Raw genomic sequence first — 14,467 nt, 5'->3', positions numbered from 1 at the left:
CTCCGCGGGGAGGGGCGCACGCTCTCACTTCCCGGACCGGGGCACCTTCAGCCGGTCCCAGGTGACCTTGCCGGGGATGCCGTCGGCGTCCTTGCCGGAGAAGTTCTGCTTCTGCTGCCAGAGCGCGTAGGACCGGCGGTCGGCCTCGGACCAGTCGGGGCTCGGGCCCTCCTCATAGCGGCTGCAGCCCTCGGCGACCAGGCGGCGGCCCATCGCCGTGATGATCGGGGAGCGCTGCCCGACGTGGAAGAACGCGGCGCCCGGGAACGGCTCGTAGGACGGCTTGGGCGCGGGCTCGGGATCCGGGTCCGGCTTGGTGCTGCCCCCGGCGCCCTTCAGCCGGTCGGAGATGCGCTTGCGCATGCCGTCCATGGTGAAGCCGCGCGGGTCCACCTTGCCCGGCTGCCACTCCTTGTGGCCGATGACGGAGCGCTCGGACCAGCCGTGGTGGCGGCAGATCGCCGCCGACACCTTCTCGATGGCCTCCTTCTGCGCCTCGGGCCACGGGTCCTTGCCGTTGCCGAGGTTGATGCACTCGAAGCCGTAGAAGTGCCGGTTGCCGTCGCTGTCGGCCTCGTTGTCGCCCGGCAGCTTCGACTCGTTGATCACGGCGCGCAGGACATCGCCGTCGCCGAGACCGGCGTGGTTGGCCCGGCCGTTGCCGACCAGGTGCACATGGCCCTTCTTGTCGATGACGCCGTGGCACAGCGGGCCGGGCAGGCTCGAGTAGCCGTCGTAGCAGGTGTCGACTGAGGAGGCGGTGCCGGAGGTGACGGTGTGGTGGATCATCACGCCGTTCACCGGGCCCCAGGGGCCCTTGCTGTTGCGGTTGTGGGTGCGCCAGCTGCGGACCTCGTGGACGGTCACGCCCTCGGCCCGCAGGATCTCCACCAGCTTCGACGCGCTGAGCGGCTTGGCCATCAGTTCTCTCCTTCGACGGCGGCTTCCGCCTCCGCTGTGGTCTGGGACCTCCCCTGTGAGGGGTCCTCGGCGGCCAGCTCCTCGCGGCGGGCCTGTTCCTCCGCGGCGAGCGTCGCCTCGTCGGCGGCCGGCATGCCGCTCGCCAGCGGGCCGAACGCCAGGCGCAGATCGACCGCGCTGCCCTCGCCCTTGATCAGGGCCAGGGGGGCGAAGTGCCGGGCGATGCCGGCCGGTCCCCGCAGCAGCGGGCGGCGGGCCGGGTCGAGGGGCCATTCGACGCCGCCGGTGGCGGTGCGGGCGGGCACGGTCCAGTGGTCGCCGGTGCGGTAGGTGCCGCCCTTGGCGAAGTACACCTCGACGCCGTCCTCCAGGGGCAGCCACTCGCCCTCGGTGACGGGGATCGCGCCGCCGCGCAGGTCGGTGCTGCGGCCCTTGCGCTTCGGCCCGCCGCGGTGGTCCCAGCGGCGCAGGTACGGGTTCAGATGCGCGAGTCGTCCGACGCCCGGGTCGGGTTCGGCCGAGAGGCGGACGCGGCGGCCGGGCAGGTCCAGTTCCTCGACACGCAGCAGCGGCAGGGGCTCCAGACGGGAGGCGTAGGCGGTGTCGGTGAACTCCACGTGGTCGCCGACGTCCAGGTCCAGCTTGTCGTCGTGACCGAGGGACGCCAACTGCACCCAGGTGCCGTCGAGTTCGTCGACGGGGAAGACGACGGAGCCGTTCTCGCGGGACCACTTGAAGGTGGCGTCCTCCGCCTCGCCGCCCGCGTGGACCTCCACCCGATACAGCTGGTTCTCCGGGCCCCGGTAGCGGGCGTCCGGCTTGACCAGGCACGGGTCCTCGTCCGCGTGGCCGGGCCGCTCGCTACGGGCGGCGAGCCGGGCCGAGGGGGCCGACTGCCGCTGCGCCCAGCGGGTGAAGGCGGCCCGGACGACCTCCTTGGACGGGTCGGTCTCCTCGATCTCCAGCTGAGTGAGGGACAGCGGCAGTACCTGCCAGACGACCTTGAGGCGGGCGGCGGTGTCGGGCATGGCGGCTCCGAGGGCGACCTCGCGCAGCGCGGGGTCCTCGGCCGCGTTGACCGAGCGCTCCCACACGTTCAGGTAGACGAGGAACGGCGTCTGGGCGGGCGAGGGCAGCCGGTCGCCGGGCTTCTCCGGGTCGCGGAAGGCGTCGGGCTGGTCCCAGTAGGTCCACTGCGCGGGCGGCTCCGGCGCGGACTCCTCGCTGTCCTCGTCGGTGACGGGCACCCCGGCCGCCGGGCGGTCGGCGTCGCACAGGATGCCGTCGACGTAGTAGCGGCCGCCGTGGACGAGGAGGGTGTCGATCTCGTGCTTGCCGCCCACGTACTCGATGCGGAAGCCGGCGGCGTCGCGGGGCCCGCCGTGCGGTCCGATCAGGTCGGCGGCGAGGCTGCGGGTCTGGTGGAGCTGGATCGCGGTCTGCTCGTTGAGGTCGGCGTCGAGCTGGACGCGGCCCTGCTGGGCGACGACCGCCGAGTAGTGCCGCTCCGGACGGAACGTGGAGCGGGAGAGATCTGCGTGCATGAAGGGTGTCCCCTCGGGTTCAGAGGTGCGGGTTCACGAAGTCGGTGGCGGTGCGGCTCGGTCGGCGCCGCTGCGGCTCACGTCACGAAGAAGATCCCGGCGTCGGTGCCGGCCGGCGTGTACTCGGCGAGCCGGGCCCTGAGGCCGTCCTCGCGCTGCGGCCGGTACAGGTCGTGGAAGGCGCCCATCTCGGCGCCGTCGTCGGCGCCGCGCCGGATCTCCTCGGGGCATCGGTCGGACAACAGCGCGTACCAGGGCGTCCCGTAGCGCTGGGACGTGAAGGACGGCTTGGCGTCCGTGCAGCGGTGGCGGCGCGGGGTGCGTGAGCCGCTGGGGACGCGGGAGTAGCGCACGCAGCCGATGCCGCGCCGGGCCACGTGGAGCCGGCCCGTGAAGACGCTGTTCTCGGCGATCTTCACGGCGTGTGTGTGGATCTCGCCGATGACGGTGGTGCGGTGCAGGTGCAGCACGGCGTGGGCGTGGCGGCAGTCCGGGGCGGACAGGGCCTCGCGGTCGTCGGCGGTGGCGTCGAGGACGCTGTCCCGGATGTGGATGTCGAGGGGGTCCTCGCCCACCTCGTCGCCGATGACCTCGATGGTGCCGAGGACGCTGTGCTCGATCTGGAGGCAGGCGGTGGTGCGGTCCAGGACGATGCTCGGCTCCTCCGGCGAGTGCGGATCGCACTCGGGCTCCAGGGACCAGCCGGGCACGAGCGTGCTGTGCCGTACGACGACGGCGCCCATCGCGCCGGTGACGTTGATGCCGCGTCCGGCGACGAGCAGTCCGTCGAGGACGACACGGGGCCGCTCGTGCGGGGCGCAGTCCTCGGACACCGCGCGGATGTTGAGCGCGTCGGGGCGGTTGCTGTACCAGTCGAGCAGGCGGATCACGGGGCGTGTGCCCTCCGCCGCCCGCACTTCGAGCCGGTCGCCCGGGTCGAGGTCGAAGTCCAGCTGCTCCTGGTAGGCGCCGCTGTGCGTGATCTCGATGATGCCGTCGGGTCCGGTACGTCCGGCCCGGCGGTCGTGCTGCCAGGCCCGGTAGGCGTCCATGATCTGCCGGTACGGCTGTCCGGGCCCGACCCGGTAGAACTCCGCGTCGGGGCGCGGCTCACGGTCGCGTTCGTACTCACCGCCGCCCATGTCGGCCGCGAACGCGTAGTGGTAGTCCACCCATACGCCCTGCCGGGGCGCGGAGCGCGAGCCGAAGGCGATACGGCCCAGCTCGGGGTCGACGGCGACCTGGCCGCGCTTGGGCCGGTAGCGCCAGTCCGACAGGTCGGCGACCACGATGTCCGACGGCGGTACGGGGTTGTCCTCGCCGTCGCGCCGGATGACGAAGCTCTTGCCGGGGCCGTAGTAGTCGAGCAGCCGGTCGTGCAGGAGACGGCGGGTGACGAACGCCGGCACGTTGTCGACAGTCGCGATGTGCGTCGGCGAGGGCTCCGGGAACGGCTTGGTGACCAGCGGGGTGTCGTTCCCGAGGATCGAGAAGGTGTAGAGGTTGCGGGCCCGGTCGATGCAGTAGGCCGGGGTCCGGGTCAGCGCGTACGCCTTCAGCCGCCATACGAACAGGGCGACTCCGGCCGGGGTCCAGCCGCCCTGCCGATGGCGTGACTCGGCGCGGCGGACGTCGGCCGTACGGGCGCTGCTCGCGAACGGGCCGCCGCCGAGGGCGAGTTCGGCGCCGTCGCGCAGATCGGTCAGCCGTCCCCGCTCGCCCCGGTGAGTGCCGGTGCCGTACAGCTTCACCGGCTGGGTGTGGGCCACCTGCCGGGACAGTTCCACGGCGCGCGCGGGCCAGGCCGCGACCTGCTCGGACAGTTCCTCCAGCAGGTGCAGGGTGCCCTTGCGGCGGCGGCTCGCGACCGTGGCGGCCACGTCCCGGCGCGGGGCGACGGCCTCGGCGAGGGCGGCCCGGCCGCCGTCGTGCAGGCCGGTGGTGAGGACGCGTTCGTAGCCGGGCAGGGTGCGGTAGCCGACGAGGTTGCCCAGGTACGGCAGCACCCAGGGGGCAGCCGTCTCCACGAACAGGTCCTCGTAGCCCTGCTGGACGCCGTCGCGGACGCGGTCGAGCTGCTCGGCGATCACGGCGAGCAGCGCGCGCAGCGGCTCGCCCTCCTCGGCGTCGCGCAGCCGGTGCCAGCGGGGCAGCAGGTCGGCGAGCCCGTCCGGCTCCCTGGGCACCACCGGGGCCGGGGTCTCCAAATGGGTGTCCGGGGACATCACTTGACCTCCGTCAGAATCAGGGTGTCCGCGGCGCGAGGCGACAGCAGCGCGAGCTGGGCCGGGCGGATACCGCGGAAGACGTACACCGACCGGCCCTTGGGCAGGCGCCGGGTGTCGGTGATGTCGGGGTTGAGGCGCAGCAGTTCGGCGAGCGGGACGCCGTACTTCGCGCAGATCTCCGACAGCGTCTCGCCGTTCTCGGCGCGGACCGTGTGGATCTTCTCGTCGTACGTCGCCGCGTGCGCCGGGACGGACGCCTTGGGCGGGCCGGGCCGGGTGAGCAGCTCGGTGAGTTCCTCCGGGGTCGCGGAGGCGGGCACGCCGGTGAAGACGTCGACGTCCACGTAGTCGACGCCGGGCACGGTGTGGGCGGTGACCAGGACCTCGGAGAGGCGGGCGGGCCTGCCCAGCTCCCGGCCCTCGAAGCCGAGCCGGTTCAGCAGGGCCTGCCGCAGACGCGGCTCGACCTGGTGCCAGGCGTGGTCGGGGGCCACCTTCACCCGGGCGGCGATCAGCAGCAGGACCAGTTCCCGGCCGTCCACGCGGACCGGCAGGTTGGGGTCGCCGTACTCGGTGAGGGCGCCGCGCAGGGCGCGCAGGGTGTCCGAGTCGGGGGCGATGGGCACGTCGTCCGTGCCCGCCACCGTCACATGCAGCACGCGCCGCCGCCCGTCGAAGAGTTCGCGTGCCGAGGCCCGGCCGATTCCGGCGCGGGAGCGGGCGAAGTCCTCGTAGTCGGACTCGGACACCAGCCGGTCCAGCGCCGAGACGGCCAGCGGGACCGTACGGCGGGTCAGGCCGGGGCCGTCGGCGTCGGCGCCGCCGGTGGCCGGACGCGGGTTGGTGACCGCGGTGACGCCCAGCGGCCGGGTGAGGGGCTGGGTGACCCGGTCCGCGGGCACGTTGGCGGCCCTGCCCGTGCCGAAGCGGTAGCGGGCGCGGACGTTCTCGTGGCCGGAGGGCAGCCGGGCGCCGTGCACACCGTCGCCGAAGGTCACGGTCGTCCGGCCGTCGGCCGTGGCACCGCTGATGTAGACCCGCTCGGTCGGGCCGCGCCCGGCGAGGCTGTCGACCTCGTGCCACAGCACGCCGTCGACACGCAGTTCCAGCACCGGGGTCGCGCCGAGGGGGTTGTCGTCGGCGAGCCAGGTCAGCGGGGACTGCCAGAGCGCGAAGGTCTGGTTGACGCGGTCCGAGTCGCCGCTGCCGATGGCCTCCTCGCGGCTCTCGCCGTGGGTGGCCTCGACGACGTTGCCGAGGATGCGGACGCTCTCACGGCGGTAGCGGTGGGCGAGATCCGCGGTGAGGGTCAGCCGGGTGTGGACGTGATCGCCGGGGAGCCGAGGATCGACCGCCGGGTCGGCGGCGGCGACGGTGACCACCTCGGTGGCCTTGACGCCGGCCGTGCCCGGGAGGTCACTGCGCTCGCCGGTCACCATCAGCGTGCGCCCGGGCCGCAACCCCTCGTACAGCTCGGCGAGTTCGATCTCGTTGCCGTGCACGTCCTCGCCGAGGGGCTCGTCGGCGAGACGCAGACGCTCCCCGGCCGCGTGCACGGTGGTGTCGCGGATGTGCGACAGCAGCACGTCGAACTCGTCCAGCCAGGGGTCGGCGAGGGTGAGTTCGGTGCCGCGCCCGGTGATGCCGTAGTTGGTGTACGCGGCCGTACGCGCTGCCACCACCTGGGTGGTGACGAACGCCAGCTTCGGATCGCCGGGCACTCCGCCCTCGGCTCCCTTGGCGGGCCGCTGGATCGCCACCCAGCTGCCGACGGTGATGCCCTCGTGCACGGTGTCCAGCTGGAGCGTGCGGCGGTTGACGGGCTCCGGCTTGCTGGCGATCACGACCTCGACATGGGGCTCGGCGCTGCCCACCGTGTACGTGAGGCTGACCTCGTGATCGCCGTGCGTGAACTGCTCACTGGCGCCCGGCCGCAGGGCGATCTGCTCGGAGGTGCCGTTGTGGACTCCGACGTGGACCAGGCCCTCGTCGTCGGGCCGGGACACGAAGAGCGTGCGCTCGGGCAGGGCGGAGAGGTAGCGGGCCGTGACACCGGGCTCCTGGGAGTCGGCCGGACGGCGGTTCAGCCAGCTCAGGTCGCGGTCCTGGCCGGAACGCACGGACAGTTCGACCTGGCCGGGGCCGAGCGTGAAGGTGACGGGCTGGGCGACGGGCAGGTTCTCGGATCGCTGGTCGGAGCTGCTGCCCTCGACGTACTGGAACTCGGCCCGCACCGGGGACTTGCCCGCCGTGTCGAAGACGACCCGCATGGTCGCCAGCACCGCGCCGGTGAGCGGCCAGTCGGCCGTGCGGATGACCCGGCCGCGATCGTCCTGGACCGGCTTCAGCGGGGCCGTGGCTCCGAAGGGAGCCGCGGTGACGCGCAGGGCGAGCAGCTCACGCAGAAGCTGCGGCGTACCGGGGGCGGCGGCCGTACGCCAGGCCGGGTAGAGGCTGCCGAGGCCGGGGTTGAGGGCGGAGAGGAGACGTGCGGTGTCAGTACCCGGGAGCTGCCGACCGGTGACACCCCGGGGTGCGGGGGCGGTGGCGCGCAGCGCGGGAAGTACAACGCCCAGGGCCTCCAAAGCAGCGGCGCGCCCATCATCCTCCAGGGGCGCGGGGAACTGCGCGACCAGCCCAGACGGCCGACCACCCGCATCCGTCTGGGCAGGCGCCAACTCCATGGCCCGCTCGGCGAGTTCCGCGAGCACCGCCTCCAACCGCTCGAACCAAGCCGCCACGTCCTCATACGGAGCGGCCAGCACCTGCGCCTCACCGAGCCGGGCCAGAGGTTCGGCAAGGCGAGCCGCAAGCCGCTCGGGCGTCTTGACCTCGTCCAGATCGTCACGCAGCGGTTCGAGGACCTGATCCTCGAAGTCCTCGATCAGCCGGCTGACCGGCCGCGGGTGGGGAACCTCCGGCGTGGGCGGCTCCTCCCCCGGCTCACCCGGCTGGGCCGGCACAGCCGTCCATCGCCGTACTTCGTCGACCAGTTCCCTCAGGGTCGCCGGCGCCGACTTCGGCAACGAGACCGCCGTGATCTCGTCGTCCCGGTCGACCCGCGTCTTCGCCACGGGCAGCAGCTTGCGCGCACCCCCGGCCCCTTCCCCGAAGACGAACAGCAACTGATCGCCGGTCTGAAGAGAGAGCCCCGTGCCCTCGACGAACAGCTCCGAGCGCTTCTCGAGGTCCTGCGGCGTGAGCAGCGAGGGACGGCGGCGACGGACCTTCAGCTCGTTGAAGTCCCAGCGGGCCGTCAGATCCCGTGCGGTCTCGAACGTCAGCGACGCCTCATCGGCGGAGGCCGGCACGCTGTGGCTGCGCGCGCCGCGCGGGATCAGCACGTTCTGCGCCTCGGCGCGCGGGTCGCGTTCGAGGGTGTACGCCAGGTACGTGGCGGCGGCGACACCGGGACGCGGACGGTGCCCGACGAGCCGGCCGAGCAGCACCAGGGAGCGGTGCTCGTCGGCGGTGCGGAGGTAGGCCTCGTCGGCGATCCGCTCGGAGTGGAAGGTGAGCAGGTCGCCGAGGACGGCCGTGGCGTCGAGCAGGCCGATCGCCGGGTCGTCCGGGGTGCGGACGGTGAGGCGGTTCAGCGCCGGGTACGCGGGCGAGGCGAGCCGGTCGAGCAGGGCGGCCAGAAAGGAGCCGTACTCGCCGACGCGGTAGTCCAGCGCGGTGCGGCCGGGCGGGTTGTGCGGCGGCGTCGGCGCGAGGCGCTCGTCGTGGCCGCCGCGGCAGGCGCCGCCGCAGCCGCAGTCGTCGGTCGCGGGGACTTCGGTCGCGGGGGCCGGGTGCGGGTCCGTCATCGGGCACCTCCCAGAGATATCGCCAGCAGGCCGTTCTCCGGCCGGTCCGGGTCGTTGTCGCAGGTGGCGATCTCCAGCGGGCCGAGCCGCAGCACGCCGTCCTCCCTCTCTCCTCGGTCCTGTTCGGACAGTCGGCGCAGCCGGGTGACCTCGACGCTCTCCACCCCGGGCACGGCCGCGGCGACGGCGACCAGGCGGCTGAGCCGGACCGGTTCGCCGAAGGTCAGCGCGTCGGGGTGGAAGAAGCCGAGCCGTCCGCCGGGCAGCCGTCCGCTGCCCAGCACGCGGTACAGCTCGGCCAGGATCTGCCCGTGCTGGTGCCCCGGCGCGGCGCAGACGCTCAGCGCGATGTCGAGCGGCACCAGTCGGGCGGGCTCCACGACGAGGTCGTGGCCGATGCGCCGGTACGTCTCCAGGGCCTGGGCGACCGAGTCGAGCAGGCCCGGCGACGGGTCGGCGGTGCTGTGGGCGTCGATCGCGATGTGTGCTTCCTGGACGCTGCCGGTCCAGCGGATCTCGGCCGCCGCCCGCTGCACGCCCGGCAGGGCGCCGGCGAGGGCGGCGTAGTCCTCGGCGGTGACCGCGCGCAGCCGGGTGCGGCGCAGGTCGAGCGGGGCCAGCTGGCGTACCTGCTCGACGGGTTCGGGCCGGGTGCCGCCGGTGGCGGGCAGCGGGTTGCGCACGACGGCGGCAGGCGCCTCGCAGTCGCCCTGTACGACCAGGTGGTTGATGGCCTCGGCGCCGACATTGCCGGCCGTGCCTCCGCCGAGCCGGTAGCGCAGTTCCAGGCGGGAGCCGGGCGTGGGCTTCGCGCCGTGCCGGCCGTCGCCGAAGCGCAGGGCGAGGCGTCCGTCGTCCTCCAGTTCGCCGACGAAGTGCCGCTCGCGCGGACCGCTGTCGAGCAGGTCGCGGCGCGGCTCCCAGGTCCGGTCCCCGTCGTGCGGGCGTACGGCGGGCAGGGCCCGGCGCGGGTCCTGGGCGAGGGCGGCGGTCGCCGAGCCGCGCAGCACCGTCTCCTCCGGGTGAAGTCCGCTCGCGTAGGCCGGGCCCCATGCGTGGGCGATCTCCCAGGCGATGTGCCCGTCGAGGACGGTTCCCGCCCGGGCGCGGGCGGCGAGGACCTCGACGCGGCGCAGCTTGGTGTCGAGCAACTGGTCGCTGCGGTAGAGCAGTTCGCGCAGGGCACGGACCGGGTGGCGGTGCAGTTCGAACCGCTCCAGCACGTTCAGGCCGTAGATCACGGCGAGTTCGGCGATCTCCTCCTTGCCGAGTCCGTCCCGGTCGCGGGCGCTGCGCCACAGCTCGACGAGCCGCTGCCGCACCCGGCCCGGTATCGCCGCGATCCGCTCGGCCTGTCCGGCGGCGACGGTGCCGGGGTCGGGGAAGGGCACCGCCTGGGTGACGGGCGTACGGCCGAGGACCGGGCGGAAGCGGGGCGCGATGCCCGGGTAGACGGACTGGGCGAGCAGGGTGCGCAGGGTGGCGGCCTGGGCGTAGGCGGTGCCGGGCACGACCTGTTCGTGGCGTTGCCCGGCACTCTCCAGGCCGAGTCCGGCGCGGTTGGTCGCGGCCTCCCCTACGACGTCGAAGAGTTCGCGGACGTCGTCGGCTACGAGGGCCCGGCCCGACTCGGCCCTGTCCGTCAGGGCGTTGATCAGCCGTGCGGGGGCGTTGCCCTCCTCGGTGTCGTGGCAGCCGAAGGCGGGAGGGTCGCAGGGGGCGGTCACGGCGGGCACGGGCGGCACGGTGACCGTCTCGGGCAGGCCGGTCAGCGTCCGTCCGTGGTCGGCGAGGACGACATTGCCGCGGGCGAGGGTGACCTCCTCGACGGGCAGGCAGTCGCGTCCGCCGCGGGTGCTGAGGCAGAGCGGGAAGCGCAGCGCGTCCTCGGTGGCCCAGGTGATCTCCAGGACCGGCTGGTCCTCTATCCGGTCGAGGCCGGGGGTGACGGAGGTGATCCGGACGGCCTGGCGGTGGGCGGGGTCGGCGTCACCGGGGGTGCCGGTGCGCGGGCCCTTCACCTCCTCCAGGACGAGCACGTCGCCCGGCCTCAGGGCCAGCCGGCGCTCGCGGCAGGTCTCCGGATCCACCCACGCGTCCCTCAGCGTGGCGGCGGTGGCGCCCCGCGGCAGGGTGCACACCTCGCCGCCCCAGGTCCACAGCCGGATGGCGTTGTGCGCGACCCGCAGCTCCAGCGGGTCGGTGGCGACGACCGGTTCGAAGACCTCCACCGAGCCGCGCTCGTCGAGGTCTCCGAGGTCGGCCTCGTCGATCACCGTGCCCGGTTCGGGGCGGTCGTGCGGGTCGAGGCTGCGTACGTCGACGGAGGCGAAGCGGAAGGTGCCCGGGGCGAGCGTCCGGTCCTGCGCGGTCCGGACGGTGACGTAGGCGCGGGCGTTGCAGCCGTCGTGCATCGCGTAGTCGATGAGCTTGACGTGACGGCGTACGGAGACCCGGCGGCGGGCGGTGTCGAGGTAGGCCTCGGTGGCGACCGCGTCCTGGTGGTAGCTGATCTGGTCGCCGGTGTGGGCGAGGAGTTCGACGAGGGTCATGCCCAGGTCGGCGGGGTTGCGCTCGGCCCAGTCGGGGGTGGTGAGCGCGAGCCGGTCCAGGAGCAGCTTGCGGATGGTCTCGTAGTCGCGGGCCGTGTAGTCGATGACGGGCGCGGCGGGGAAGTCCGGCTCCGGCCGGTGCTCGCCCTCGCAGTCGAAGGGGGTGGGGCAGTCGGGCCGGAAGGTGAACGTGGCGCTGTGGTAGCGCTGGTCGAAGCCGCGGTACGGCTCGGTGCCGGGCCGTCCGTAGGGGTCGGTCTCGACGAGGGAGAGGCGGTAGCGGGAGGTGTCTCCGGCCCGGTCGAGGGTGACGTAGAGCCGGTCGTCGAGCTCCGGGTCCTCCTCGCGCTCGACACTGACGTCCACGGCGGTGATGTCCGTGACACGACGGCCGCCGTCGATGCGGACGTTCTCGGGGCACAGGCCGTGCGGGGCCTTGCCTAGGAAGGTGACGGTGAGCAGCAGGCCGTCGTCGCCGGTCTCGACGGTGTCGACGCCGTTGAGCTGTGCGGCCCTCACCTTGCCGCGGCGGGATGTTGTGGCGCCGGTCGTCATGCGGCGGCCCTCCCTTCGAAGACGTCGTCGCGCCGGGCGCCGGTGGCCCGGACGGCGTACGACAGGTACACGCGGACGACGCCGTCCTCACCGCCCTCGCTGTCGATGTCGAGAGCCGTGACCTCGATGAGGTCGCCGAGCCAGCGCTGCAGCGCGGCCTGCACGGACAGTTCGAGCGTGCTGATCAGCTCGGGGCTGTTGGGCGCGAACACCAGGTCGAGAAGTCCGCAGCCGAAGTCGGGGCGCATCACGCGTTCGCCGGGGCTGGTGAACAGCAGCTGCTCGATCAGATCGTGGACGTGCTCGCCGTGCCCGGCGTGCGCGGTGCGGCCGCGGCGGTCGGCGCGGAAGGGGAACGCGATGTCGGAACGGGGCCTCGCGGCCCGACTGGTGGGGTTCATCGGACGGTGACCTTTCGCTGCGCGCCTTGGACGACGGGCGGCCCCTGCGGGACGAAGGCCGCGCTGAAGCACTGGGCCGCGGAGGTGTCGAGCAGCACGGGCGCGCCGTCGACCGTGATGCCGGTGGTGTCGGCGGTCCAGCGGACCGTGACGCACGGCGAGGGCACCCGGTGGACGGTGTGCGGGCAGCCGGTGACCACGTAGGAGTGCGCGGCCGTGGCGACGGCGGCGCCCGCGACCCGGACTCCGCCGGAGGGCGGGGTGGCCGCGGTGACCCGCCCGCCGTGCGGGCAGCCGAGCACGGTGCCGGCGTCGAGAAGCCTTCTGTTCGTTCCTGTCACTTGCTGGGTCCCCCGTCGTCTATCGCTTCGAGAGCACGGTCAACTGGCCCTCGTTGATCGTCACTTCACGGCCGCGCAGCACGACCTCGGCGCCCGCGCCGGTCGCGATGACCACGGCCTCTTTGGTGATGCGGATGTAGGCGCCGCCCTGGGCCTGGAGGAGGATCCCCTGCTCGGCGCCGGGCGTGTCGATCATGACGAGCTTGTGGGCCTGCGGTGTCTGCACGACGACCGGCTTGCTCGGCGAGTTCGCCTGAAGCTCGCGGCGCGCGTCGGGCGGCAGCTCCTCGGCGGCGCCGTACCAGCAGCCCGTCCACACCGGGAAGCTGGGATCGCCCTGCTCGAACTCCACCCACACGCCCGCGCCGGGCGGCGGCACCACGAACTGCCCGGACTCCGGCCCGGTGAAGGGCAGGCAGGGCAGCGCCCAGGTCGACGGCTCGTCGCCGAGCACGTCCGGGACCTCGACGGTGACGCGGCCGATGCGCAGCGGGTCGTTGTTGTCGACGACCCGGCCGCGGAATTTGCCGAGGTAGCGATTGCTGGGTGCCGCCATGGTGGGGATGCTCCTGGAGGATGGTCGTGGGGGCGGTTGCGTGTGTGGGGTTACGGCCGGACGTAGTCGCTGCGGGCTTCGAGCCCCTCCCGGGAGAGGGTGAAGTTCTGCTGGTACGAGCCCGGCCGCAGGTTGTGCGTGACGGACTTGACGTAGTAGTCGCCGTCGTAGGCGCGCCCGGCGCCCCGTACGCCGACGAGTTGGCGGGGCTGGAGGATGTAGCCGTGCCGGTTGACGTCGAGGGAGCCGGAACCGGAGACGACGTCGGCGGAGACGGCCGCGCGGGCGAGCAGTTCGGCCTCGGCCTGCTCGCGCTGCTGCTTGGCGGTGCCGGACAGCGTCTTGCGCTTCAGGGCCGGGGTGGGGCGCCTGCCGAGGGGCGGGCGCAGCGGGCTGATCGGCGGCTGCGGCAGCAGCGTGGACTGCCGGGTGCCGGGGTCCTGCCAGCGGGCCTGCGGCTCTTCCCTGGCCGTCCCGTCGTAGGCGAACGTCAGCTGGTCGACGGTGGATTGGGCGTCCATGTTGACGTTGAGGGCGTGCTGGCGGATGCCGAGCCGGACCTCGGGGCCCCAACGGGCGGACGACTGACCGGGGTTGGGCCCGGGCTCCAGGTAGAAGGTGTAGCCGTTGGCGCGGGCGAGCTCGGTGACGTACTGGAGGTCGGTGCCGGTCTGGTAGTGCACGCGCAGGTCCTGGTGCGGGGGCTGGGCGACCTTCTCGGTGTAGACGTCGGGCCGGATGCCGTAGTCGGAGTAGCGGCGCAGGATGGCCAGGGCCCGCTCGGAGGGCGGCAGGTTGGGGTAGCGAGCGGTGCGCTCCTCCAGGTCCATCAGCAGGGTGAGGTCCTCGCCGGTGACGGTGAGGGTGGAGTGGCCGGGCCGGTTGCTGGCGCCGACCTCCTGCCGTACGACGAGCCCGTCGAAGAGCACGGCGGCCGTGCCGCGCACGCTGACGGTGACGATCAGCCGGGTCTTCGGGTCGAAGAACCCCTCGGGCAGCAGCCGGCGGCTGATGATGCCGTTCTTGGTGAGGTCGAACGCGAGCTGGAACCCGCTGCGCTCGCCCGCGGTGGCGGTGATCTGCGCGGAGAGCAGGGCCTCGGTGACCTCGGCGGGCACGGGGCGGGCGAGCTTGGGCCCCATGAGGAGGGTGATGTGCACGGGGCCCTGCCCCACGGGCAGGTCAAACACGCCGGTCCCCCTGCGGGAAGCCGCCGGCGGTCGGTATGCCGATGATCCGCCCGGCCTCGTCGGTCAACTCCCGTGGATCGAGTACGGGGTTGGCGTCGGCGATCTGCCACCACTGCCCGGGGTCGCCGAAGTACCGCTGGGCGAGCAGGTCGGGCCGCTCCCCCGCGCCGACGACATGAGGCTGGGCCTCCTGGTGGCCGGCGTCGTCGAGAGGCGGCAGCAACCGCCGCTTGGTGTACCGGACTTCGGTTCCGTCGGGGCGGCGGTGCACCCCGATCTCGGCGTCGTGGTACCGGCTGGTGCGCGGATACGGATGAGCGCCGGGTATGGCGTCCAGGGCGCTCTCGTACGGTTCGATGTCGGCCATGGT

At 73.3% G+C, this 14,467-nt stretch carries 10 protein-coding genes; all 10 read right to left on the bottom strand.

What is annotated here, in order from left to right:
* Window positions 1-24 precede the first annotated feature (24 nt).
* Window positions 25-921 carry a peptidoglycan-binding protein gene (locus KJK29_RS34930; protein ID WP_215123179.1) on the bottom strand — a complete coding sequence of 299 codons (897 nt, stop codon included), beginning with the start codon at window positions 919-921 and terminating at the stop codon, window positions 25-27.
* The gene (locus KJK29_RS34925; protein WP_215123178.1) at window positions 921-2,465 is read right to left on the bottom strand and encodes a DUF6519 domain-containing protein; all 1,545 of its coding nucleotides are present in this window, start codon (window positions 2,463-2,465) and stop codon (window positions 921-923) included. The genes KJK29_RS34930 and KJK29_RS34925 overlap by 1 nt, the downstream gene beginning before the upstream one ends.
* A gap of 77 nt (window positions 2,466-2,542) precedes the next feature.
* Window positions 2,543-4,690 (bottom strand): hypothetical protein, encoded by a 2,148-nt coding sequence (locus KJK29_RS34920; RefSeq protein ID WP_215123177.1) that lies wholly within the window; start codon window positions 4,688-4,690, stop codon window positions 2,543-2,545.
* Window positions 4,690-8,502 carry a putative baseplate assembly protein gene (locus KJK29_RS34915; protein ID WP_215123176.1) on the bottom strand — a complete coding sequence of 1,271 codons (3,813 nt, stop codon included), beginning with the start codon at window positions 8,500-8,502 and terminating at the stop codon, window positions 4,690-4,692. The genes KJK29_RS34920 and KJK29_RS34915 overlap by 1 nt, the downstream gene beginning before the upstream one ends.
* Window positions 8,499-11,609 (bottom strand): putative baseplate assembly protein, encoded by a 3,111-nt coding sequence (locus KJK29_RS34910; protein ID WP_215123175.1) that lies wholly within the window; start codon window positions 11,607-11,609, stop codon window positions 8,499-8,501. The genes KJK29_RS34915 and KJK29_RS34910 overlap by 4 nt, the downstream gene beginning before the upstream one ends.
* A complete protein-coding gene (locus KJK29_RS34905; protein ID WP_215123174.1) occupies window positions 11,606-12,010 on the bottom strand; it encodes a GPW/gp25 family protein in 405 nt (134 codons plus the stop codon). The genes KJK29_RS34910 and KJK29_RS34905 overlap by 4 nt, the downstream gene beginning before the upstream one ends.
* The gene (locus KJK29_RS34900) at window positions 12,007-12,351 is read right to left on the bottom strand and encodes a hypothetical protein (RefSeq protein ID WP_215123173.1); all 345 of its coding nucleotides are present in this window, start codon (window positions 12,349-12,351) and stop codon (window positions 12,007-12,009) included. Before KJK29_RS34900 ends, KJK29_RS34905 begins: the two co-directional genes overlap by 4 nt.
* Window positions 12,352-12,370: 19 nt before the next feature.
* The gene (locus KJK29_RS34895; RefSeq protein ID WP_215123172.1) at window positions 12,371-12,907 is read right to left on the bottom strand and encodes a phage baseplate assembly protein V; all 537 of its coding nucleotides are present in this window, start codon (window positions 12,905-12,907) and stop codon (window positions 12,371-12,373) included.
* 50 nt (window positions 12,908-12,957) lie between these two features.
* On the bottom strand, window positions 12,958-14,097 hold the full coding sequence (locus KJK29_RS34890; RefSeq protein ID WP_215123171.1) for a hypothetical protein: 1,140 nt from the start codon (window positions 14,095-14,097) through the stop codon (window positions 12,958-12,960).
* Window positions 14,090-14,464: a hypothetical protein gene (locus KJK29_RS34885; protein ID WP_215123170.1), complete on the bottom strand. Its 375-nt coding sequence runs from the start codon at window positions 14,462-14,464 to the stop codon at window positions 14,090-14,092. Before KJK29_RS34885 ends, KJK29_RS34890 begins: the two co-directional genes overlap by 8 nt.
* Window positions 14,465-14,467 lie beyond the last annotated feature (3 nt).

Source organism: Streptomyces koelreuteriae, from assembly GCF_018604545.1.
GTDB lineage: Bacteria > Actinomycetota > Actinomycetes > Streptomycetales > Streptomycetaceae > Streptomyces > Streptomyces koelreuteriae.
Note: the sequence above shows the minus strand (reverse complement) of the source record. Positions and strands in the feature narration are given on the sequence as shown.

Coding starts and splice junctions, on each gene's coding strand:
- KJK29_RS34930 (WP_215123179.1), bottom strand. CDS start 921: ATGGCCAAGCCGCTCAGCGCGTCGAAGCTGGTGGAGATCCTGCGGGCC.
- KJK29_RS34925 (WP_215123178.1), bottom strand. CDS start 2,465: ATGCACGCAGATCTCTCCCGCTCCACGTTCCGTCCGGAGCGGCACTAC.
- KJK29_RS34920 (WP_215123177.1), bottom strand. CDS start 4,690: ATGTCCCCGGACACCCATTTGGAGACCCCGGCCCCGGTGGTGCCCAGG.
- KJK29_RS34915 (WP_215123176.1), bottom strand. CDS start 8,502: ATGACGGACCCGCACCCGGCCCCCGCGACCGAAGTCCCCGCGACCGAC.
- KJK29_RS34910 (WP_215123175.1), bottom strand. CDS start 11,609: ATGACGACCGGCGCCACAACATCCCGCCGCGGCAAGGTGAGGGCCGCA.
- KJK29_RS34905 (WP_215123174.1), bottom strand. CDS start 12,010: ATGAACCCCACCAGTCGGGCCGCGAGGCCCCGTTCCGACATCGCGTTC.
- KJK29_RS34895 (WP_215123172.1), bottom strand. CDS start 12,907: ATGGCGGCACCCAGCAATCGCTACCTCGGCAAATTCCGCGGCCGGGTC.
- KJK29_RS34885 (WP_215123170.1), bottom strand. CDS start 14,464: ATGGCCGACATCGAACCGTACGAGAGCGCCCTGGACGCCATACCCGGC.